This is a genomic window from Pseudomonas sp. P9_31 (assembly GCF_034008235.1).
Taxonomy (GTDB): domain Bacteria; phylum Pseudomonadota; class Gammaproteobacteria; order Pseudomonadales; family Pseudomonadaceae; genus Aquipseudomonas.
The window spans coordinates 1,149,393-1,170,720 of sequence record NZ_CP125375.1; the positions used below are offsets into that span (position 1 = coordinate 1,149,393).

The following is a 21,328-nucleotide window of genomic DNA, read 5'->3' on the forward strand; positions in this document are numbered from 1 at the left end:
AAAACCGAGGGTCGCTCGCAGGTATCACGAATGTCGCTACGCGCTACAATGGCGGCTTTTACCGATCATGAGGTGTGCGCTTTGACTGCTCCAGGTGCTTTGAATTCCGCTGCTGGTTCGCTTTATGTGGTGGCGACGCCCATCGGCAACCTGGATGACATCAGTGCGCGTGCGCTGAAGATCCTGCGCGAGGTCGCCTTGATTGCTGCCGAAGACACTCGCCACTCCCAGCGTTTGATGCAGCATTTCGGCATACCCACGCCGCTGGCGGCCTGTCATGAACACAACGAGCGGGATGAAGGTAGCCGTTTTATCACCCGTCTGCTGGCGGGCGACGATGTGGCGTTGATCTCCGACGCCGGGACGCCGCTGATTTCCGATCCGGGTTATCACCTGGTGCGTCAGGCCCGTGCCGCGGGGATCAATGTGGTGCCGGTTCCGGGCGCCTGTGCGCTGATCGCGGCACTCTCGGCGGCGGGGCTGCCGTCCGACCGTTTCATCTTCGAAGGGTTTCTGCCGGCCAAGGCTGTCGGTCGGCGCGCTCGTCTGGAACTCATAAAAGAAGAGCCGCGCACGCTGATTTTCTATGAAGCCCCGCACCGGATCCTTGAGTGCCTGCAAGACATGGAGCTGGTATTTGGCGCCGAGCGTCCGGCGTTGCTGGCGCGCGAACTGACCAAGACCTTCGAAACCCTTAAAGGTTTGCCGCTGGCCGAGTTGCGTGAGTTCGTCGAGTCGGACAGCAACCAGCAGCGCGGAGAGTGCGTAGTGCTGGTCGCCGGCTGGTCTGCACCCGAAACCGAGGACGCTGTCAGCAGTGAAGCCATGCGTATTCTCAACTTGCTGCTCGAAGAGATGCCGCTCAAGCGTGCCGCGGCATTGGCGGCGCAAATTACCGGCGAACGCAAGAATGTGCTCTATCAGGTCGCGCTGGATAAGCAAAAGGGCGAGTAAAACCGATGCGCAGCGCCGGGCAGAGGCTTTTAGCGCTTGTTCTTCGGCCGCTCTGCCGTTAACCTTCGCGGTGGAGAGTCGATCGGACAGTCGCTGCCCTCTATGAAAATTAGGGGGGGGAGGAAAGTCCGGGCTCCATAGGGCGAAGTGCCAGGTAATGCCTGGGAGGCGTGAGCCTACGGAAAGTGCCACAGAAAATAACCGCCTAAGCGCTTCGGCGCCGGTAAGGGTGAAAAGGTGCGGTAAGAGCGCACCGCACGTCTGGCAACAGTTCGTGGCTAGGTAAACCCCACTTGGAGCAAGACCAAATAGGGTCCCAAGGCGTGGCCCGCGCTGGGACCGGGTAGGTTGCTAAAGATGTCCAGTGATGGCCATCGTAGACGAATGACTGTTCAAGACAGAACCCGGCTTACAGATCGACTCTCCACCTTTTTTCTTCTCTGCTTCAATCATTGGCAACGATGTGCGTAATGGCAATTTCCCTCCCTGCTGAATCAATGGCAGAAGCGCTTTTGTAATACCGAAAAAATCTTACTCTTAACAAACCACTTTAACTTCTGAACGCAGCCTTCTGTGCTGATTCAAGTTATTGAGCGAATTCATCCGTCAGATTCTCGTTATCTCTCCTTTTGCGCACCTAAATCTCCGTTCTGTAAGGCTTTTCCTTCTATCCGCGCCTTGACGGTGTGGTGGGCGCATTCCTATAGTGTGCGCAAGTGGCGGAAAGTGGCATGAAGTGGGTTTTTTGAGCGCAAAACGCTAATATTTGGAGAAACGCTGACGTGTTTCGCGGAGCTAACGCTATCAGTCTCGATGCAAAGGGCCGTCTCGCCATGCCGAGCCGGTACCGTGACGAGCTCGTTTCGCGTAGTTCCGGTCAATTAATCGTCACCATTGATGCCGTTGATCCGTGTTTGTGTGTTTATCCCCTCGATGAGTGGGAAATTATCGAAACCAAACTGCGCGCACTGCCTTCGCTTCGCGAAGAAAACCGCCGCCTGCAACGTTTACTGATTGGTAACGCCGTCGACCTCGAGCTCGATGGCAGTGGTCGTTTTCTGGTTCCGCCGCGTCTTCGCGAATATGCCAAGTTGGATAAGCGCGCGATGTTGGTAGGCCAACTGAACAAGTTCCAATTGTGGGACGAGGATGCCTGGAACGCGGTTTCTGCCGCTGACCTGGCTGCTATTCAACAACCGGGCGCCATGCCTGATGAACTGCGTGATTTGATCCTGTGACTATTGATAGCGGCTTTAACCACATCACCGTACTGCTTGACGAAGCTGTCGAGGCTCTCGCCGTACGTCCTGATGGCTGCTATCTGGACGGTACGTTCGGTCGCGGTGGGCACAGCCGGTTGATCCTCAGCAAGCTCGGTCCCGATGGTCGGTTGCTCGGATTCGACAAAGATCCTCAAGCGATTGCCACCGGGCAAACGCTAGCGGCCGAAGACGGCCGCTTTGTCGTTGTGCAGCGCAGCTTTGCCGAGCTCGGTTCGGAAGTCGCCGAACGCGGTCTGGCCGGCAAGGTCAGCGGCATTCTGCTTGACCTCGGCGTGTCTTCGCCGCAGCTCGACGACCCGGAGCGCGGCTTCAGTTTCCTCAACGACGGTCCGTTGGACATGCGCATGGACCCGTCACGCGGGATCAGCGCCGCCGAGTTCGTCAATACCGCGCCGGTGGAAGAAATCGCCCGGGTATTCAAGGAATACGGCGAAGAGCGTTTCTCCGGCCGCATGGCGCGTGCCGTGGCCGAGCGTCGCGACATCAAGCCGTTCGAGCGCACCGCCGACCTGGCTGAAGTTTTGAAAGTCGCCAACCCTGCCTGGGAAAAGGGCAAGAACCCGGCCACCCGTGCGTTCCAGGGGCTGCGTATTCACGTCAACAACGAACTGGGCGATCTGGAAACCGGCCTCGAAGCCGCGCTGGAGTGCCTGGAGGTGGGCGGCCGTCTGGTTGTCATCAGCTTCCACTCGCTGGAAGACCGCATCGTCAAACTGTTCATGCGCAAACTGGTGAAAGGCGAAGCCGACAACCTGCCGCGCAACCTGCCGGTCCGTCACGTCGCTTTCGAACCGATCATCAAAATTCATGGCAAAGCGCAGTCCGCCTCCGAGGCCGAACTCAAAGCCAACCCACGTTCCCGTAGCGCCGTCATGCGCGTCGCGGAGAAACTGCGGTGAGCAAGCTTTTCGCCAAACCACTTCCCGGCGGAAGCTTTTTCATGCTGCTGCTATTTATCGGCGTGCTCGTGTCGGCCATCGGCGTGTCCTATAGCGCGCACTGGAACCGTCAGCTGTTGAATTCGCTGTACAACGAATTGAGCGTGCGCGACAAGGCGCAGGCCGAGTGGGGCCGGCTGATTCTTGAGCAGAGCACCTGGACCGCCCATAGCCGTATCGAAGTCCTGGCCACCGAGCAACTGAAGATGCGCATTCCCGGCGCCGCTGAAGTGCAGATGGTGGCGCCATGATGAAACTCGAAGGCGCGCTCTTCCCATGGCGGTTCCGTCTGGTGGTGGGGTTGCTCGGCATCATGGTGGCGGCGATTGCCTGGCGCATCATCGATTTACAAGTGGTCGACCGTGCCTTCCTTAAAGGTCAGGGCGATGCGCGCAGTGTTCGTCATATTCCGATTCCGGCTCACCGTGGTCTGATCACCGACCGTAACGGCGAGCCGTTGGCCGTGAGTACCCCGGTCACCACCCTGTGGGCCAATGCCAAGGAAATGCAAACGGCCAAAGAGAAGTGGCCGGCACTGGCGGCTGCCTTGGGGCAGGACCCGAAAGCCCTGGCCGAACGTCTCGAAGCCCAGGCCAACAAAGAATTCATTTATCTGGTGCGCGGGCTGACCCCCGAGCAAGGCCAGGCTGTGCTCGATCTGAAAGTGCCGGGCGTTTATGGCATCGAAGAGTTTCGGCGTTTCTACCCGGCCGGCGAAGTCACTGCCCACATGGTCGGCTTTACCGACATCGATGACCACGGACGCGAAGGCGTCGAGTTGGCCTACGACGAATGGCTGGCCGGCGTGCCCGGCAAGCGACAGGTGATCAAGGACCGGCGCGGCCGGCTGATCAAAGATGTCCAGGTCACCAAAAACGCCAAGGCCGGCAAGCCCTTGGCGTTGTCCATTGACCTGCGTCTGCAATACCTGGCCAACCGTGAACTGCGCAACGCGATCATCGAGAATGGCGCCAAGGCCGGCAGCCTGGTGATCATGGACGTGAAGACCGGCGAGATCCTGGCCATGGTCAACCAGCCGACCTACAACCCGAACAACCGTCGCAACCTGCAGCCGGCGATGATGCGTAACCGCGCGATGATCGACGTGTTCGAGCCGGGTTCGACCATGAAAGCGATTTCCATGAGCGCCGCGATTGAAACCGGGCGCTGGAAGCCGACCGATACTGTCGAGGTGTATCCAGGCACCTTGCAGATTGGTAAGTACACCATCAAGGACGTATCCAAGAGTGAAGGCCCGGTACTCGACCTGACCGGTATCCTGATCAATTCCAGTAACGTCGGCATGAGTAAGGTCGCGTTCGATATCGGCGGCGAAACGATTTTCCGTCTGGCACAGAAAGTCGGCCTCGGCCAGGACACTGGCCTGGGCTTCCCGGGCGAGCGCGTCGGCAACCTGCCGAACTACCGCGAATGGCGCAAGGCTGAAACCGCGACGCTGTCCTATGGCTACGGTATTTCCGTGACCGCGATTCAGTTGGTCCACGCCTTCTCGGCCCTGGCCAACAACGGTCGTCTCGCGCCGCTGACCCTGATCAAAACCGACAAGGCGCCGCAAACCACTCAGGTGTTGCCGGAAGCGGTCGCGAAAACCATGCAAACCATGCTGCAACAAGTGATCGAAGCCCCGCGCGGTGTATTCCGTGCGCAGGTGCCGGCGTATCACGTGGGTGGCAAGTCGGGTACTGCGCGTAAAACGTCGGTCGGAACCAAAGGCTACGCCGAGAACTCCTACCGCTCGCTGTTCGCCGGTTTTGGCCCGATGAGCGATCCGCGTTACGCGATCGTGGTGGTGATCGATGAGCCGACCAAGGCCGGTTACTTTGGTGGTCTGGTATCGGCGCCGGTGTTCAGCAAAGTGATGTCCGGGACTCTGCGCCTGATGAACGTCACCCCGGACAACCTGCCAGCCACTCAACAAGCGAACGCCGCACCGGTTGTTCCGCTGAAAGCTAATGGAGGGCGCGGCTGATGTCGCTGAGCCTGAACAAGATTTTTGCCCATGCCGGCCATGATCTATTGATCCGCGAATTGGCGCTGGACAGCCGCAACGTGCGGGCAGGCGATTTGTTCCTTGCGGTCCCTGGCGGCAAGTTTGACGGGCGTACGCACATTGCCGACGCCTTGCAGCGTGGCGCTGCCGCCGTGGCTTATGAAGTCGAAGGCGCGACCGTGCTGCCGATTACCGACGTGCCGTTGATTCCGGTCAAAGGCCTGGCGGCGCAACTGTCGGACATCGCCGGGCGCTTTTATGGCGACCCGAGCCGTCATTTGAACCTGATCGGCGTGACCGGCACCAACGGTAAAACCAGCGTGACCCAATTGGTCGCGCAAGCGCTCGACCTGCTCGGTCAACACTGCGGCATTGTCGGTACCCTGGGCTCCGGTTTCTACGGCGCACTGGAAAGCGGCCTGCACACCACGCCGAACCCGATTGCGATGCAAGCGACCCTCGCCGACCTGAAAAAGGCCGGCGCCAAAGCCGTGGCCATGGAGGTTTCTTCTCATGGGCTGGATCAGGGCCGCGTGACGGCGTTGGCCTTCGATGTGGCGGTAATGACCAACCTGTCGCGCGATCATCTGGATTACCACGGCACCATGCAGGCCTATGGCGAAGCCAAGGCCAAGTTGTTTGCCTGGAATGATCTGAAGTGCCGGGTGGTCAACCTCGACGACGATTTCGGTCGGCAACTGGCTGCCGATAAAGGCGAGTCGCGGCTGATCACCTACAGCCTGGAAGATTCCAGCGCCTACCTGTATTGCCGCGAAGCGCAGTTCGACGATGAAGGCGTGCGCGCCACGTTGGTCACGCCGCAAGGCGAGCACCATTTGCGCAGCACCTTGCTCGGTCGTTTCAACCTGAGCAACGTGTTGGCCGCAGTCGGCGCCTTGCTCGGTCTGGATTATGCGCTGGACGAAATCCTCAAAGTGCTGCCGAAGCTCGAAGGTCCGGCCGGGCGCATGCAGCGTCTGGGTGGCGGTACTCAGCCATTGGTGGTGGTCGATTACGCCCACACGCCGGATGCGCTGGAAAAAGTCTTGACGGCCTTGCGTCCTCACGCCAAAGGCCGGTTGCTGTGCCTGTTCGGTTGCGGCGGCGATCGCGATCGCGGCAAGCGTCCGTTGATGGCGGAAGTGGTCGAGCGTCTGGCCGATGGCGTACTGGTCACCGATGACAATCCGCGCACCGAAGACCCCTCCGTGATTTTCGACGACATCCGCGCCGGTTTCACCGCTGTGGATAAAGTCACCTTCGTCGCTGGCCGTGGCCAGGCGATTGCCCAGTTGATCGCCAGCGCTTCGGCGGATGACGTGATTGTCCTGGCCGGTAAAGGTCATGAGGATTATCAGGAAATCAACGGCGAGCGCCACGCTTTCTCCGATCTGGTCGAGGCCGATCATGCCCTGACCGCGTGGGAGGTGGCCCATGCTTAAAGCCTTGAAACTGAGCGAACTGACTGGCGCGCTGAATGCCCGCCTGATCTCCAGCGACGCCAGCTTCGACGGCGTCAGCATCGACAGCCGCGCGATCAAGCCGGGGCAACTGTTTGTTGCTCTGGCCGGGCCGCGTTTCGATGGTCATGACTACTTGAATGACGTCGCCGCCAAAGGCGCCGTGGGGGCCTTGGTCGAGCGCGAGGTTGCCGACAGCACGCTGCCGCAACTGCTGGTCAAGGACACCCGCCAGGCCCTCGGCCAATTGGGCGCGATAAACCGTGCGGCGTTCACTCATCCGGTGGTGGCCATCACGGGTTCCAGCGGCAAGACCACGGTCAAGGAAATGCTGGCGAGCATCCTGCGCACGCGCGGTCCGGTGCTGGCGACCCGTGGCAACCTGAACAATGACCTCGGCGCTCCGCTGACCTTGCTTGAACTGGCGCCGGAGCACACCGCGGCAGTGATCGAACTCGGCGCTTCGCGCATCGGCGAAATCGCTTACACCGTCGCCATGACCAAGCCCCACGTGGCCATCATCAACAACGCCGGGACCGCCCATGTCGGCGAGTTCGGCGGGCCGGAAAAAATCGTTGAAGCCAAGGGCGAGATTCTCGAAGGGCTGGATGCCGATGGCGTCGCCGTGCTGAATCTCGACGACAAGGCCTTCGATATCTGGAAGTCCCGTGCCGCCGGTCGCAAAGTGCTGACCTTTGCATTGAGCAACGTTAGTGCCGACTTCCATGCCAGCGATCTGGACCGCGATGCCCGCGGTTGCCCGGCGTTCAACCTGCACAGCCCTGAAGGTGTGGAACGGGTTCAACTGAACCTGCTCGGCACCCACAACGTCGCCAATGCCATGGCCGCCGCTGCCGCCGCCCATGCCTTGGGCGTATCGCTGTTCGGCATCGCCACCGGCCTTGGCGCGGTGCAACCGGTCAAGGGCCGCACCGTTGCGCAACTGGCGACTAACGGCATGCGTGTTATCGACGATACGTACAACGCAAACCCCACCTCAATGTGTGCCGCCGTTGATATACTCGCCGGCTTTTCCGGTCGCACCGTTTTGGTGCTTGGAGATATCGGCGAGTTGGGCGCGTGGGCGGAGCAGGGTCACCACGATGTGGGCGAGTACGCCCGCGGCAAGGTTTGCGCGCTTTACGCCGTCGGGCCAATGATGGCTCACGCCGTGAACGCTTTCGGCGAGCAGGCCTTTCACTTCAGCACACAGGCTGAACTGATCAAGGCCCTGGAAGCCGAGCAGGACACAAACACCACCTTTTTGATCAAGGGCTCGCGCAGCGCGGCGATGGAAAACATCGTTGCCGCTTTGTGCGGGACCAGTCTGGAGAAACATTAATGCTGCTGCTGCTAGCGGAGTATCTGCAACAGTTCTACAAAGGCTTCGCGGTCTTTCAGTACCTGACCCTGCGCGGGATCCTCGGTGTGCTGACCGCGCTGGTCTTGTCGCTGTGCTATGGCCCGTGGATGATCCGCACTCTGCAGAACCGTCAGATCGGTCAATCCGTTCGCAACGATGGCCCGCAATCGCACCTGTCGAAGTCGGGCACCCCGACCATGGGCGGCGCGCTGATTCTTTCCTCCATTGGCGTCAGCACCTTGCTCTGGGCCGACCTGGCCAATCGATACGTTTGGGTCGTGTTGTTGGTGACCTTGCTGTTCGGCGCCATCGGCTGGGTTGACGATTACCGCAAAGTCATCGAGAAAAACTCCCGTGGCCTGCCGAGCCGCTGGAAATATTTCTGGCAGTCGGTGTTCGGCCTGGGCGCGGCGATCTTCCTTTATATGACCGCCGCGACGCCGGTGGAAACCACCCTGATCCTGCCGATGCTCAAGGACTACAGCATTCCGCTGGGCGCAGGCTTCATCGTCCTGACCTATTTCGTGATTGTCGGTTCGAGCAACGCGGTCAACCTGACCGACGGCCTCGACGGTCTGGCGATCATGCCCACCGTGATGGTTGGCGGTGGTCTGGGGATCTTCTGCTACCTGTCGGGTAACGTGAAGTTCGCCGAATACTTGCTGATTCCTTACGTACCGGGCGCGGGTGAGCTGATTGTGTTCTGCGGTGCGTTGATCGGTGCGGGCCTGGGGTTCCTCTGGTTCAACACCTATCCGGCACAAGTCTTCATGGGCGACGTCGGCGCGCTGGCGCTGGGCGCGGCCCTTGGCACTATCGCGGTGATCGTCCGTCAGGAAATCGTCCTGTTCATCATGGGCGGTGTGTTCGTGATGGAAACCCTGTCAGTCGTCATTCAGGTTGCCTCCTTTAAGCTGACCGGTCGCCGTGTGTTCCGCATGGCGCCGATTCACCACCACTTTGAACTCAAGGGCTGGCCCGAGCCGCGTGTGATCGTCCGTTTCTGGATCATCACCGTGATTCTCGTGTTGATCGGCCTTGCCACCCTGAAGCTGAGGTAGAACGAGTGTCTCTGATCGCTTCTGACCACTTCCGCATCGTTGTCGGCCTCGGCAAGAGCGGCATGTCCCTGGTTCGCTTCCTGGCGAACCGGGGCGTGTCGTTTGCTGTCGCCGATACGCGGGAAAATCCACCGGAACTGGCCACGCTCAAGCGTGACTATCCGCTCGTGGAAGTGCGTTGTGGCGAGCTGGACGTCGAATTCCTGTGCCGTGCCGACGAGCTCTACGTGAGCCCCGGCCTGGCGCTGGCGACCCCGGCCCTGCAGGCAGCCGCCGCCCGTGGCGTGAAATTGTCCGGCGACATCGAGCTGTTCGCGCGCAACGCGAAAGCGCCGATTGTCGCCATCAGTGGCTCCAATGCGAAAAGCACTGTTACCACCCTGGTCGGCGAGATGGCCGCTGCGGCCGGCAAGCGTGTCGCTGTCGGCGGTAATCTCGGTACGCCAGCGCTGGATTTGCTCAGCGATGACGTCGAGTTGTACGTGATGGAACTGTCGAGCTTCCAGCTCGAAACCACCGATCAACTCAACGCCGAAGTGGCGACCGTGCTCAACATCAGCGAAGACCACATGGACCGCTACAGCGGTCTGCCGGCCTATCACCTGGCCAAGCACCGGATCTTCCGGGGCGCCAGGCAGTTTGTGGTCAACCGTCAAGACGCCCTGAGCCGTCCGCTGATGGGTGAAGGCCAACCGTGCTGGACCTTCGGTCTGAACAAGCCCGATTTCAAGGCCTTTGGTATCCGGGAAGAGGGCGGCGAGAAATACCTGGCCTTCGAATTCCAGAACCTGATGCCGGTGCGCGAGTTGAAAGTTCGTGGCGCGCATAACCAGTCCAACGCGCTGGCGGCATTGGCGCTCGGCCACGCCGTCGGCCTGCCGTTCGAGGCCATGCTTTCGGCCCTGCGCAATTTCGCCGGGCTCGAGCATCGCTGCCAATGGGTGCGAGACCTGGACGGCGTAGGCTATTACAACGATTCCAAAGCCACCAACGTCGGCGCCGCTCTAGCCGCTATCGAAGGCCTGGGCGCGGACATTGGCGGCAAGCTCGTACTGATCGCCGGTGGCGATGGCAAGGGTGCCGAGTTCAAGGATATGCGTGACCCGGTGGCGGCCAACTGCCGCGCCGTCATTTTGATGGGGCGTGATTCCGACAAGATCGGTGAGGCCATTGGCGATGCCGTACCACTGATTCGCGTGGGTTCGCTGGTTGAAGCCGTCGAGCAATGCCGCGCCGTCGCAGAAAAGGGCGACGCGGTGCTGCTGTCGCCGGCCTGCGCCAGTTTCGACATGTTCAAGAACTACGAAGATCGTGGTCACCAGTTCGTCCGCGCCGTGGAGGATCTGGCATGAGCTTGAGAAACATCATCAAGCCGTACCCGTCGCCGATCATCACCGGGCGCGGTATCGACCTCGACTTCCCGATGCTCGCCGGCTGCCTGGCATTGATCGGCCTCGGGCTGGTCATGATTGCATCGGCCTCGACCGAAGTGGCGGCGGTGCAGTCGGGCAGTGCCCTGTATTACATGATTCGCCACCTTATCTACATTGTGCTGGGCCTGGGTGCCTGCATCGTCACGATGATGATTCCGATCGCCACCTGGCAACGCCTGGGCTGGCTGATGCTGATTGGTGCGTTCGGTTTGCTGGTGATGGTGATCATCCCGGGGATCGGCCGTGAAGTGAACGGTTCGATGCGCTGGATCGGCTTCAGTTTCTTCAACGTTCAGCCTTCCGAGATCGCCAAGGTGTTCGTGGTGATCTACCTCGCCGGTTATTTGGTGCGTCGCCAGAAAGAAGTGCGTGAAAGCTGGATGGGCTTCTTCAAGCCGTTCATCGTTCTGCTGCCGATGGCGGGGCTGTTGCTGATGGAGCCGGACTTCGGTGCCACCGTCGTGATGATGGGGGCCGCAGCGGCGATGCTGTTCCTCGGCGGGGTCGGGCTGTTCCGTTTTTCCTTGATGGTTGTCCTGGCGGTCGCGGCGGTGGTGCTGTTGATTCAAGTGCAGCCGTATCGAATGGCGCGCCTGACCAACTTTGCGGATCCGTGGGCCGACCAGTTCGGTGCTGGCTATCAGTTGTCTCAGGCGTTGATCGCGTTTGGTCGCGGCGAATGGCTGGGCGTTGGCCTGGGCAACAGCGTGCAGAAACAGTTTTACCTGCCGGAAGCCCACACCGACTTCGTGTTCTCGGTCCTGGCCGAAGAGCTGGGTGCCGTGGGTTCTTTGTGCACGGTAGCGTTGTTCGTCTTTGTTTGTATTCGTGGCATGTACATCGGTTATTGGGCAGAGAAGGCCAAGCAATTCTTCGCCGCCTACATCGCGTACGGCCTGTCGTTCCTGTGGATCGGCCAGTTCCTGATCAACATCGGGGTGAACGTCGGCCTGTTGCCAACCAAAGGTCTGACCCTGCCGTTCCTCAGTTATGGCGGCAGTTCGTTGGTGATCTGCGGTGCGTGTCTCGGCTTGTTATTGCGCATCGAGTGGGAGAGTCGAACCCACCTGGGCAGCGAAGAGATGGAATTCCATGAGAGCGACTTCGCCGAGGAGCCGAGCCATGGGCGCTAATGTATTGATCATGGCCGGCGGTACCGGGGGGCACGTGTTCCCGGCACTGGCCTGTGCTCGCGAATTCCAGGCCCGTGGTTATACCGTGCACTGGCTCGGCACGCCCCGCGGGATCGAAAACGATCTGGTGCCGGCGGCCGGTCTTGAGCTGCATCGGATCAACGCCAGCGGTTTGCGCGGCAAGGGCAAATTGTCCCTGCTCAAGGCGCCGTTCATGTTGTTCAAGTCGATCTGGCAGGCCCGGGCGATCATTCGCCAGCTACGGCCCGTCTGTGCGGTCGGCTTTGGTGGTTATGTGACCGGCCCCGGTGGCGTTGCAGCCAGACTGGCCGGCGTGCCGGTCATCGTTCACGAGCAGAACGCCGTGGCCGGTACCGCCAATCGGTTGCTGGTGCCGTTGGCCGCCCGAGTCTGTGAAGCGTTCCCCGACACCTTTACCCTGTCGGACAGCCGTCGGACCACCGGTAACCCGGTGCGCACCGAGCTGTTCCTCGAAACACCGCGACCTGCCCTGGCCGGTCGCAAGGCGCGTTTGCTGATCCTGGGTGGAAGCCTGGGCGCAGAGCCGTTGAACAAGTTGCTGCCTGAAGCCTTGTCGCAAGTCGCCCCCGACCTGCGCCCGGACGTGTTTCATCAGGCCGGCAAAAACCACGATGAAGTGACTGCAGAGCGCTATCGCGCGGCTGGCGTCGAGGCGCAAGTGCAGCCTTTCATCAAAGACATGGCCCACGCCTATGGCTGGGCCGACCTGGTGGTGTGCCGCGCAGGCGCGCTGACCATCAGTGAACTGGCGGCCGCCGGTCTGCCCTCGATGCTGGTGCCTTTGCCCCACGCGATCGACGATCACCAGACCCGCAACGCCGATTATTTGGCCCGTGAAGGCGCTGCCTTCCTGATGCCGCAAAGAACGACTGGCGCAGCGGACCTTGCCGCTCGCCTGACAGAGGTCTTGATGCAACCGCAACGACTCAACGACATGGCCACCGCGGCACGCCGCCTGGCCAAACCCGATGCCACCCGTAACGTGGTCGATACCTGCCTGGAGGTGGCCCATGGTTGAGAACAAGAAAGCCATGCCCCAACCGGAAATGCGCCGCATCCGTCGCATCCACTTCGTCGGTATCGGCGGCGTGGGCATGTGCGGGATCGCTGAAGTGTTGTTGAACCTGGGCTATGAAGTGTCCGGTTCCGACCTGAAAGCTTCGCCGGTGACCGAGCGTCTCGAATCCTTCGGTGCCCACATCTATATCGGCCACCGTGCCGAGAACGCCGCGAACGCCGATGTGCTGGTCACCTCCAGCGCCGTGAACACCTCCAACCCGGAAGTCGCCACGGCCCTGGAGCGCCGGATTCCGGTGGTGCCGCGTGCCGAGATGCTGGCCGAGCTGATGCGCTACCGCCACGGCATTGCCGTCGCCGGTACCCATGGCAAAACCACCACCACCAGCCTGATCGCTTCGGTGTTCGCCGCCGGTGGCCTGGACCCGACGTTCGTGATCGGTGGCCGTCTGAATGCGGCGGGCACCAATGCCCAGCTCGGCACCAGCCGTTACCTGATCGCCGAAGCCGACGAAAGCGATGCCAGCTTCCTGCACTTGCAGCCGCTGGTGGCCGTGGTCACCAACATCGACGCCGACCACATGGCGACCTACGACGGTGACTTCAACAAACTGAAGAAAACCTTCGTCGAGTTCCTGCACAACCTGCCGTTCTACGGTCTGGCGGTGGTGTGCCTGGATGATCCGGTGGTGCGTGAAATCCTCCCGCTGGTGAAACGTCCGACGGTCACTTACGGCTTCGGCGAAGACGCCGACGTGCGCGCGATCAACGTGCGTCAGCAAGGCATGCAGACCTTCTTCACCGTGCTGCGCCCAGACCGCGAGCCGCTGGATGTGTCGGTGAACATGCCAGGCAACCACAACGTGCTGAACGCGTTGGCGACCATTTGCATCGCCACCGACGAAGGCGTCAGCGATGAAGCCATCGTCCAGGGCCTGTCCGGGTTCCAGGGTGTTGGCCGGCGCTTCCAGGTGTACGGCGAACTGCCGGTCGAAGGTGGCAACGTGATGCTGGTGGACGACTACGGTCACCACCCGACCGAAGTCGCGGCCGTGATCAAGGCCGTGCGCGGTGGCTGGCCGGAGCGCCGTCTGGTGATGGTCTATCAGCCGCACCGTTACAGCCGCACCCGCGACCTGTACGACGATTTCGTCAATGTGCTGGCCGACGCCAACGTGCTGCTGCTGATGGAAGTCTATCCGGCCGGTGAAGAGCCGATTCCGGGCGCCGACAGCCGCAAGCTGTGCAACAGCATTCGCCAGCGCGGTCAGCTCGACCCGATCTACATCGAGCGCGGTGTCGACCTCGCGCCGATCGTCAAGCCGCTGCTGCGTGCCGGCGACATTCTGCTGTGCCAGGGCGCCGGTGATATCGGCGGCCTTGCACCCAAACTATTGAACAGTCCGTTGTTCGCCGGGGCCGTTGCTGCGCCGGTAGAGGGGAAGTTGAAATGACTGCTGCTTACGCCAACCTCGTCTCCACTGTCGCACCGAAAGATTTCGGTCGCGTTGCCGTGCTGTTTGGCGGCAAGAGTGCCGAGCGTGAAGTGTCCCTGAAATCGGGTAACGCGGTGCTCGAAGCACTGCAAAGCGCCGGCGTGGACGCGTTCGGTATTGACGTGGGCGATGACCTGCTGCAGCGCCTGCTGAACGAAAAAATCGACCGCGCCTTCATCATCCTCCACGGTCGTGGCGGTGAAGACGGCAGCATGCAGGGCCTGCTCGAATGCGCAGGGATTCCGTACACCGGCAGCGGCATTCTGGCCTCGGCCCTGGCCATGGACAAACTGCGCACCAAGCAAGTCTGGCACAGCCTCGGCATTCCGACGCCACGCCACGCGGTGCTGAGCTGCGAGGCCGATTGTATTTCGGCGGCCAAGGAACTGGGCTTCCCGTTGATCGTCAAACCGGCCCATGAAGGTTCCAGTATCGGAATGGCCAAAGTGACGTCCGCGCCCGAGTTGATCGAGGCGTGGAAAGCGGCCAGTACCTACGATTCGCAAGTGTTGGTCGAGCAATGGATTCACGGTCCGGAGTTCACCATCGCCACCCTGCGTGACCAGGTGCTGCCACCGATTGCCCTGGGCACGACGCACAGTTTCTACGACTACGACGCCAAGTACGTGGCCTCCGATACCCAGTACCGGATTCCGTGTGGCCTGGACAGCGACAAAGAAAAAGAACTCATGGACCTCACGGCCAAAGCCTGTGAGGCGCTGGGTATCGCCGGTTGGGGCAGGGCAGACGTGATGCAGGACGCCGACGGGCAGTTCTGGTTCCTGGAAGTCAACACCGCACCGGGCATGACCGATCACAGTCTGGTGCCGATGGCGGCCCGGGCTGCCGGCCTGGATTTCCAGCAACTGGTTCTGGCGATTCTGGCCGCAAGCATTGAGCCGCGAGGGTAAGACCATGCAAGGCGCACAGCTGAGACATCAGCCCTCCGCACCGCCCGGCCGCAAGCCGGTGCCGCGGGGTGCCAGCCGAATGGTGGCCAAAGAGCCGATGTCCGCGCGCCTGCCGAAAGCCAACTTTGGTTTTCTGAAAAGTCTGTTCTGGCCCGTGCTGCTGGTGGCATTGGGGTTCGGTACTTACGAAGGCGCGCAGCGTTTGCTGCCGTACGCCGACCGGCCGATCACCAAGATCGCGGTGCAGGGCGACCTGAGTTACATCAGCCAGCAAGCGGTGCAGCAGCGGATCGCTCCCTACGTGGCGTCGAGCTTCTTCACCATTGACCTGGAGAGCATGCGTACCGAGCTTGAACAGATGCCATGGATTGCCCACGCCGAAGTGCGCAGGGTATGGCCGGATCAAGTAGTGATTCGCCTGGAAGAACAACTGCCGGTGGCCCGCTGGGGCGATGAGTCGCTGTTGAACAACCAGGGGCAGGCGTTCACCCCGCGCGAGCTGGCGAACTACGAACACTTGCCACAGTTGTTCGGCCCGCAGCGGGCCCAGCAGCAAGTGATGCAGCAATACCAGGTGCTGAGCCAGATGCTCAGGCCATTGGGTTTCTCGATTGCACGCCTGGAGTTGCGTGAACGAGGCAGTTGGTTCCTGACCACCGGCGCCGGAAGCGCAGGTCCGGGAATCGAACTGCTGCTGGGACGCGGCAACCTGGTGGAAAAGATGCGCCGCTTCATTGCCATCTATGACAAGACGCTCAAAGAGCAGATTACGAACATTGCGCGCATCGATCTGCGCTACGCCAACGGCCTCGCCGTTGGCTGGCGGGAACCTGTAGCGCCCACGACAGCCCAACCCGCTGTCGCGAAGAATTAAGAAGAGGCAGGACCCATGGCAAACGTGCAAAGCGGCAAAATGATCGTCGGTCTCGATATCGGTACCTCCAAGGTGGTGGCGCTGGTAGGCGAGGTTGCGGACGATGGCACGCTCGAAATCGTCGGGATCGGTACCCATCCGTCCCGCGGCCTGAAAAAAGGCGTAGTGGTGAACATCGAGTCCACCGTTCAGTCGATCCAGCGCGCTATCGAAGAAGCGCAGCTGATGGCCGGTTGCCGGATCCACTCGGCGTTCGTCGGCGTGGCCGGCAATCACATCCGCAGCCTGAACTCCCACGGTATCGTGGCGATCCGTGATCGTGAAGTCAGCTCCGCCGACCTTGAGCGCGTCCTCGACGCCGCCCAGGCCGTGGCAATCCCTGCTGACCAGCGCGTGCTGCACACCCTGCCGCAGGATTATGTGATCGATAACCAGGAAGGCGTTCGCGAGCCACTGGGCATGTCCGGCGTGCGTCTGGAAGCCAAGGTTCACGTGGTCACCTGTGCCGTCAACGCCGCGCAGAACATTGAAAAATGCGTGCGTCGCTGCGGCCTGGAAATCGACGACATCATTCTCGAACAGCTGGCGTCCGCGTATTCGGTCCTGACCGACGACGAGAAAGAGCTGGGCGTGTGCCTGGTGGACATCGGCGGCGGCACCACCGACATCGCGATCTTCACCGAAGGCGCGATCCGTCACACCGCGGTGATCCCGATTGCCGGCGATCAGGTGACCAACGACATCGCCATGGCGTTGCGCACCCCGACCCAATACGCCGAAGAAATCAAGATTCGCTACGCCTGCGCCCTGGCCAAACTGGCCGGCGCCGGTGAAACCATCAAGGTGCCGAGTGTTGGCGACCGTCCACCGCGCGAGCTGTCCCGTCAGGCCCTGGCCGAAGTGGTCGAGCCGCGTTACGACGAGCTGTTCACCCTGATCCAGGCTGAATTGCGTCGCAGCGGCTACGAAGACCTGATCCCGGCGGGCATCGTGCTGACCGGCGGTACGTCGAAGATGGAAGGCGCGGTTGAACTGGCCGAGGAGATCTTCCACATGCCGGTTCGCCTGGGCGTGCCCCATGGCGTCAAGGGCCTGGACGACGTGGTCCGCAACCCGATCTATTCCACCGGCGTTGGCCTGTTGATGTACGGCCTGCAGAAGCAGTCCGACGGGATTTCGTTCTCGGGCATCGGCAGCCGCGACAGCTACAGCAATGAAGAACCGAAAGCCGCTCTGCTCGATCGCATCAAGAGCTGGGTGCAAGGCAATTTCTAAAGCTTTACCGCAACACCGCTTCAAACAGCAGTAGGCGAAAAAACTAGAGAATGTAAGGAGAGGGAAAATGTTCGAACTCGTAGACAACATCCCCGCAAGCCCGGTAATTAAAGTTATCGGTGTTGGCGGTGGCGGCGGCAATGCTGTCAATCACATGGTCAAGAGCAACATTGAAGGCGTTGAGTTCATCTGCGCCAACACTGATGCCCAGGCGCTGAAAAGTATCGGCGCGCGGACCATCCTGCAACTGGGTACCGGCGTGACCAAAGGTCTGGGCGCTGGCGCCAACCCTGAAGTGGGTCGTCAGGCCGCTCTGGAAGACCGTGAGCGCATTGCCGAAGTCCTGCAGGGCACCAACATGGTGTTCATCACCACTGGCATGGGCGGTGGTACCGGTACCGGTGCTGCGCCAATCATTGCTGAAGTGGCCAAGGAAATGGGGATTCTCACCGTTGCGGTGGTGACCCGTCCGTTCCCGTTCGAAGGTCGCAAGCGCATGCAGATCGCCGACGAAGGTATTCGTCTGCTGTCCGAAAGCGTTGACTCGTTGATCACCATTCCCAACGAGAAGTTGCTGACCATCCTGGGTAAAGACGCAAGCCTCTTGTCGGCTTTCGCCAAGGCCGACGATGTATTGGCCGGTGCCGTTCGCGGTATCTCCGACATCATCAAGCGTCCGGGCATGATCAACGTCGACTTTGCCGACGTGCGTACCGTGATGAGCGAAATGGGCATGGCGATGATGGGCACTGGCTGCGCCAGCGGTCCGAACCGTGCACGCGAAGCCACCGAAGCGGCCATTCGCAACCCGTTGCTCGAAGACGTGAACCTGCAAGGTGCACGCGGCATCCTGGTGAACATCACCGCCGGTCCTGACCTGTCCCTGGGTGAGTACTCCGACGTGGGTAGCATCATCGAAGCCTTCGCTTCCGAGCACGCGATGGTCAAGGTCGGTACCGTTATCGATCCGGACATGCGCGACGAGCTGCATGTGACTGTTGTTGCCACGGGTCTTGGCGCTAAAATCGAGAAGCCTGTGAAGGTCATCGACAATACCGTTCACACCTCGATGGCTTCCCAGCCACAACAACAAGCCCCTGTTCGTCAGGAACAGCCTGCGGTGAACTACCGTGACCTGGACCGTCCGACTGTCATGCGCAACCAGGCTCAGGCCGGTGCTGCGACTGCCGCGAAGATGAACCCGCAAGATGACCTGGACTACCTGGACATCCCGGCTTTCCTGCGTCGTCAGGCCGATTGATGAAATGTATCAGGGGTATTAGGGTGATTGGTGTTCAGCAAAGGTCTGGTCTGCTATCATCGCCAGCCTTTGTTGATACCAGTTCGCAATTTGCGCTGAAGCGGCCCATGCCATGATTAAACAACGCACCCTGAAGAATATTATCCGTGCCACAGGTGTCGGCCTGCACTCCGGGGAGAAGGTCTACCTGACCCTCAAGCCAGCGCCTGTCGACACCGGCATTGTGTTTTGTCGTGCTGACCTCGACCCTGTGGTGCAGATTCCTGCCCGCGCGGAAAACGTTGGCGAAACCACTATGTCGACCACGCTTGTTAACGGTGACGTCAAAGTGGACACGGTGGAGCACCTGCTCTCGGCCATGGCTGGCCTGGGCATCGATAACGCCTACGTCGAGCTCTCCGCGTCCGAAGTCCCGATCATGGATGGTAGCGCTGGACCCTTCGTATTCCTGATTCAATCGGCCGGCCTGGAAGAACAGGACGCTGCCAAGAAGTTCATCCGGATCCTGCGGGAAGTGACAGTGGAAGACGGCGACAAACGCGCCACTTTCGTCCCTTTCGAAGGTTTCAAAGTGAGCTTCGAGATCGATTTCGATCACCCGGTTTTCCGTGACCGCACACAAAGTGCAAGCGTGGATTTTTCCAGCACTTCGTTCGTAAAAGAAGTCAGCCGCGCCCGTACCTTTGGTTTCATGAGTGACATCGAGTACCTGCGCAAGCACAACCTCGCACTCGGCGGCAGCGTTGAAAACGCTATTGTGGTCGACGCGGATGGTGTACTGAACGAAGACGGTCTTCGCTATGAAGACGAATTCGTGAAGCACAAGATCCTCGATGCAATTGGTGACCTCTACCTGCTGGGCAATAGCCTGATTGGTGAGTTCAAGGGCTTCAAGTCCGGACATGCATTGAACAACCAGCTGCTGCGCAAGTTGATTGAGCAGACAGATGCTTGGGAAGTCGTGACTTTCGAAGACGCCAGCACTGCACCGATCTCTTACATGCGTCCCGTTGCGGCCGTGTAAGCAAAAAACCTCTCTAGTTTTTAAAGGCTACCTTCGGGTGGCCTTTTTTTATTCCCCGGTTTTTTGTGGTGTCTGGGCTGGCCTCTTCGCGAGCGAGCCCGCTCCCACAGTAGGCCGCGTACCCTGTGGGAGCGGGCTTGCTCGCGAAGAGGCCAGTCGATCCACTACAAATGGTCGCCGGCAACCACCCGATTCCGCCCGCCTTCCTTGGCCTGATACAGCGCCTTGTCCGCCGCAAACAGCAACTGCTCCAGGCTGATATCGGTCGCCGTGGTCCAGGTGCTGATACCGATACTGATAGTAATCGGCGACTCATCACCCCCCACCAATGGCAACTGCTCCACCGCCGCACGGATGTTTTCGGCAATCTGTTGCGCTCCGGTGCTGTCGGTTTCAGCCAGGATCATCGAAAACTCCTCGCCACCGTAACGGGCCACCAGGTCCGCGGGCCGTCGAGCATGGGGGCTGATCACCTTGGCCACCGAGCGCAAGGCATCGTCGCCGCCCTGATGGCCATGGCGATCGTTGAACGCCTTGAAGTGATCGACATCGATCATCAGCACCGATAACGGCCGGCCGGAGCGTTGGGCACGAAACCATTCATGGCGCAGGGCCCGATCCAGGGCTCGGCGGTTGGCCAGACCGGTCAAGGGGTCGGTGGCGGCCAGTTGTGCCAGTTCCAGCTCGGCACTGTGGCGCCGGCGCAGTTCGCGGCAGAGCAACCCGGTCAGCCACAGCAGGCTGATGCACAGAGCAATGGTCGCAGCGCTGACCACCACTGCGGTGCGCTTCCAGGCCGCAAAGACTTCATCACTGGACAGCGCAACAATGACGATCAACGGCAGGTTCCCAACCTTGGAGAAGGTATACAAGCGCTTATCCTTGTGTCGATCGGACATGCTGGTGAAGCTGCCGTTGCCTTCCTTGACGATGCGCTGGAAATTGGGGCGATTACTGAAGTCCTTGCCGATCAGCTCTTCGGCCAGGCGTGGTTGCTGGGCCAGAAGAATCCCGTCCTTGCTGATCAGGTTGACCGTACTGTCGTGACCGACGCTCAAACTGTTGAACAACTGATCGAAGTAACTCAAACGCATGGCGGCTTCGGCCACGCCCAGGAACTCACCCAGGGAGCCATTCACCCGGCGGCTGAAACTGATACGCCAATCCTGTTCTGGTGACCTGGCCCTGAACGGGCGGCTGATGAACATGCCTGGGTCCGGGTTGTTCACGTGGGACTGGAAGTATTCGCGATCGGCATAGTTTCCCTGTCTGGGCTCTACCGCGGCCGAGTCGGCGATCACATCGCCCTTGTTGTCGAGCAACAAAATGTTGCCCTTGTACGGCGCGGCAGTCGCGCGGTCGAAATAGGCCAGATGGCGAATGACAGGGGAAACGCTCTTGAGGTCTTCACGCCGGGAGGCAGCGATCAAGCCCAGCAGGGTAATGTCATAGAGTTCGACATTGCGCAGCACATCGGCGTCGATCAATTGCACGATATTGTTGGCGGCGCGAGCGGCGGACAATTCGGCGTTTGCGCGTTCACGGATTAGCAGGAACGCGACGATGCTCAGTATTGCAATCACCAACAACACACTACTGAGAACCAGAAGCCGCTCCGATCGTGTCGAACGGATCGGATCACGGGATTTCGCACTGTTCACACTCATGGTTCTGACTTCTGCAAATAAGGCGTTATGAAAGTGCTTTTACAAGAATCGGGCAGAGTCCCAGAAACCGGTCGCGTCCAGCGCGTCTGTATAAATCCCGGATAAAAAAAAGGCCAGCAAAACAT

18 protein-coding genes and 1 other RNA gene are annotated in these 21,328 nt (G+C 60.4%); 18 read left to right on the plus strand and 1 reads right to left on the minus strand.

Features of this window, described 5'->3' with window-relative positions:
- Positions 1-48 precede the first annotated feature (48 nt).
- The 18 genes from rsmI (at position 49) to lpxC (ending at position 19,536) form a co-directional block, all read left to right on the plus strand.
- Positions 49-954, plus strand: a complete 906-nt coding sequence (rsmI, locus tag QMK51_RS05305) for a 16S rRNA (cytidine(1402)-2'-O)-methyltransferase (protein ID WP_258700663.1) — start codon at positions 49-51, stop codon at positions 952-954.
- Positions 955-1,028: 74 nt separating this feature from the next.
- An RNA gene (rnpB, locus tag QMK51_RS05310) (RNase P RNA component class A) lies at positions 1,029-1,382 on the plus strand.
- A gap of 354 nt (positions 1,383-1,736) precedes the next feature.
- Positions 1,737-2,192 carry a division/cell wall cluster transcriptional repressor MraZ gene (mraZ, locus tag QMK51_RS05315; protein ID WP_003205355.1) on the plus strand — a complete coding sequence of 152 codons (456 nt, stop codon included), beginning with the start codon at positions 1,737-1,739 and terminating at the stop codon, positions 2,190-2,192.
- The gene (rsmH, locus tag QMK51_RS05320; protein WP_408980562.1) at positions 2,189-3,136 is read left to right on the plus strand and encodes a 16S rRNA (cytosine(1402)-N(4))-methyltransferase RsmH; all 948 of its coding nucleotides are present in this window, start codon (positions 2,189-2,191) and stop codon (positions 3,134-3,136) included. The genes mraZ and rsmH overlap by 4 nt, the downstream gene beginning before the upstream one ends.
- Positions 3,133-3,426 carry a cell division protein FtsL gene (ftsL, locus tag QMK51_RS05325; RefSeq protein ID WP_003205353.1) on the plus strand — a complete coding sequence of 98 codons (294 nt, stop codon included), beginning with the start codon at positions 3,133-3,135 and terminating at the stop codon, positions 3,424-3,426. The genes rsmH and ftsL overlap by 4 nt, the downstream gene beginning before the upstream one ends.
- A complete protein-coding gene (locus QMK51_RS05330) occupies positions 3,426-5,165 on the plus strand; it encodes a peptidoglycan D,D-transpeptidase FtsI family protein (RefSeq protein ID WP_187326384.1) in 1,740 nt (579 codons plus the stop codon). The genes ftsL and QMK51_RS05330 overlap by 1 nt, the downstream gene beginning before the upstream one ends.
- Positions 5,165-6,628 (plus strand): UDP-N-acetylmuramoyl-L-alanyl-D-glutamate--2,6-diaminopimelate ligase, encoded by a 1,464-nt coding sequence (locus QMK51_RS05335; RefSeq protein WP_320393352.1) that lies wholly within the window; start codon positions 5,165-5,167, stop codon positions 6,626-6,628. The genes QMK51_RS05330 and QMK51_RS05335 overlap by 1 nt, the downstream gene beginning before the upstream one ends.
- A complete protein-coding gene (locus tag QMK51_RS05340; RefSeq protein ID WP_320393353.1) occupies positions 6,621-7,988 on the plus strand; it encodes a UDP-N-acetylmuramoyl-tripeptide--D-alanyl-D-alanine ligase in 1,368 nt (455 codons plus the stop codon). Before QMK51_RS05335 ends, QMK51_RS05340 begins: the two co-directional genes overlap by 8 nt.
- Positions 7,988-9,070 (plus strand): phospho-N-acetylmuramoyl-pentapeptide-transferase, encoded by a 1,083-nt coding sequence (mraY, locus tag QMK51_RS05345; protein WP_007939841.1) that lies wholly within the window; start codon positions 7,988-7,990, stop codon positions 9,068-9,070. The genes QMK51_RS05340 and mraY overlap by 1 nt, the downstream gene beginning before the upstream one ends.
- A gap of 5 nt (positions 9,071-9,075) precedes the next feature.
- Positions 9,076-10,422 carry a UDP-N-acetylmuramoyl-L-alanine--D-glutamate ligase gene (murD, locus tag QMK51_RS05350; protein WP_320393354.1) on the plus strand — a complete coding sequence of 449 codons (1,347 nt, stop codon included), beginning with the start codon at positions 9,076-9,078 and terminating at the stop codon, positions 10,420-10,422.
- Entirely contained in the window at positions 10,419-11,636 is a 1,218-nt protein-coding gene (ftsW, locus tag QMK51_RS05355) for a putative lipid II flippase FtsW (protein WP_408980563.1), read from the plus strand. The genes murD and ftsW overlap by 4 nt, the downstream gene beginning before the upstream one ends.
- On the plus strand, positions 11,626-12,696 hold the full coding sequence (murG, locus tag QMK51_RS05360) for an undecaprenyldiphospho-muramoylpentapeptide beta-N-acetylglucosaminyltransferase (RefSeq protein ID WP_320393355.1): 1,071 nt from the start codon (positions 11,626-11,628) through the stop codon (positions 12,694-12,696). The genes ftsW and murG overlap by 11 nt, the downstream gene beginning before the upstream one ends.
- Positions 12,689-14,149 (plus strand): UDP-N-acetylmuramate--L-alanine ligase, encoded by a 1,461-nt coding sequence (murC, locus tag QMK51_RS05365; RefSeq protein ID WP_320393356.1) that lies wholly within the window; start codon positions 12,689-12,691, stop codon positions 14,147-14,149. The genes murG and murC overlap by 8 nt, the downstream gene beginning before the upstream one ends.
- Positions 14,146-15,102: a D-alanine--D-alanine ligase gene (locus QMK51_RS05370; protein WP_258699149.1), complete on the plus strand. Its 957-nt coding sequence runs from the start codon at positions 14,146-14,148 to the stop codon at positions 15,100-15,102. The genes murC and QMK51_RS05370 overlap by 4 nt, the downstream gene beginning before the upstream one ends.
- 4 nt (positions 15,103-15,106) lie before the next feature.
- Positions 15,107-15,976, plus strand: coding sequence for a cell division protein FtsQ/DivIB (locus QMK51_RS05375; RefSeq protein ID WP_258699150.1), 870 nt, complete (start codon positions 15,107-15,109; stop codon positions 15,974-15,976).
- 15 nt (positions 15,977-15,991) lie between these two features.
- Positions 15,992-17,251: a cell division protein FtsA gene (gene ftsA, locus QMK51_RS05380; RefSeq protein ID WP_258699151.1), complete on the plus strand. Its 1,260-nt coding sequence runs from the start codon at positions 15,992-15,994 to the stop codon at positions 17,249-17,251.
- Between the two features lie 67 nt (positions 17,252-17,318).
- Complete coding sequence (gene ftsZ, locus QMK51_RS05385; protein WP_007904318.1) at positions 17,319-18,512, plus strand: cell division protein FtsZ; 1,194 nt, start codon at positions 17,319-17,321, stop codon at positions 18,510-18,512.
- A gap of 112 nt (positions 18,513-18,624) precedes the next feature.
- Positions 18,625-19,536, plus strand: a complete 912-nt coding sequence (lpxC, locus tag QMK51_RS05390) for a UDP-3-O-acyl-N-acetylglucosamine deacetylase (RefSeq protein WP_007939852.1) — start codon at positions 18,625-18,627, stop codon at positions 19,534-19,536.
- 164 nt (positions 19,537-19,700) lie between these two features.
- Here lpxC and QMK51_RS05395 read toward each other — a convergent pair whose 3' ends face one another.
- Positions 19,701-21,203: a diguanylate cyclase gene (locus QMK51_RS05395; RefSeq protein WP_320393357.1), complete on the minus strand. Its 1,503-nt coding sequence runs from the start codon at positions 21,201-21,203 to the stop codon at positions 19,701-19,703.
- Positions 21,204-21,328: the final 125 nt, after the last annotated feature.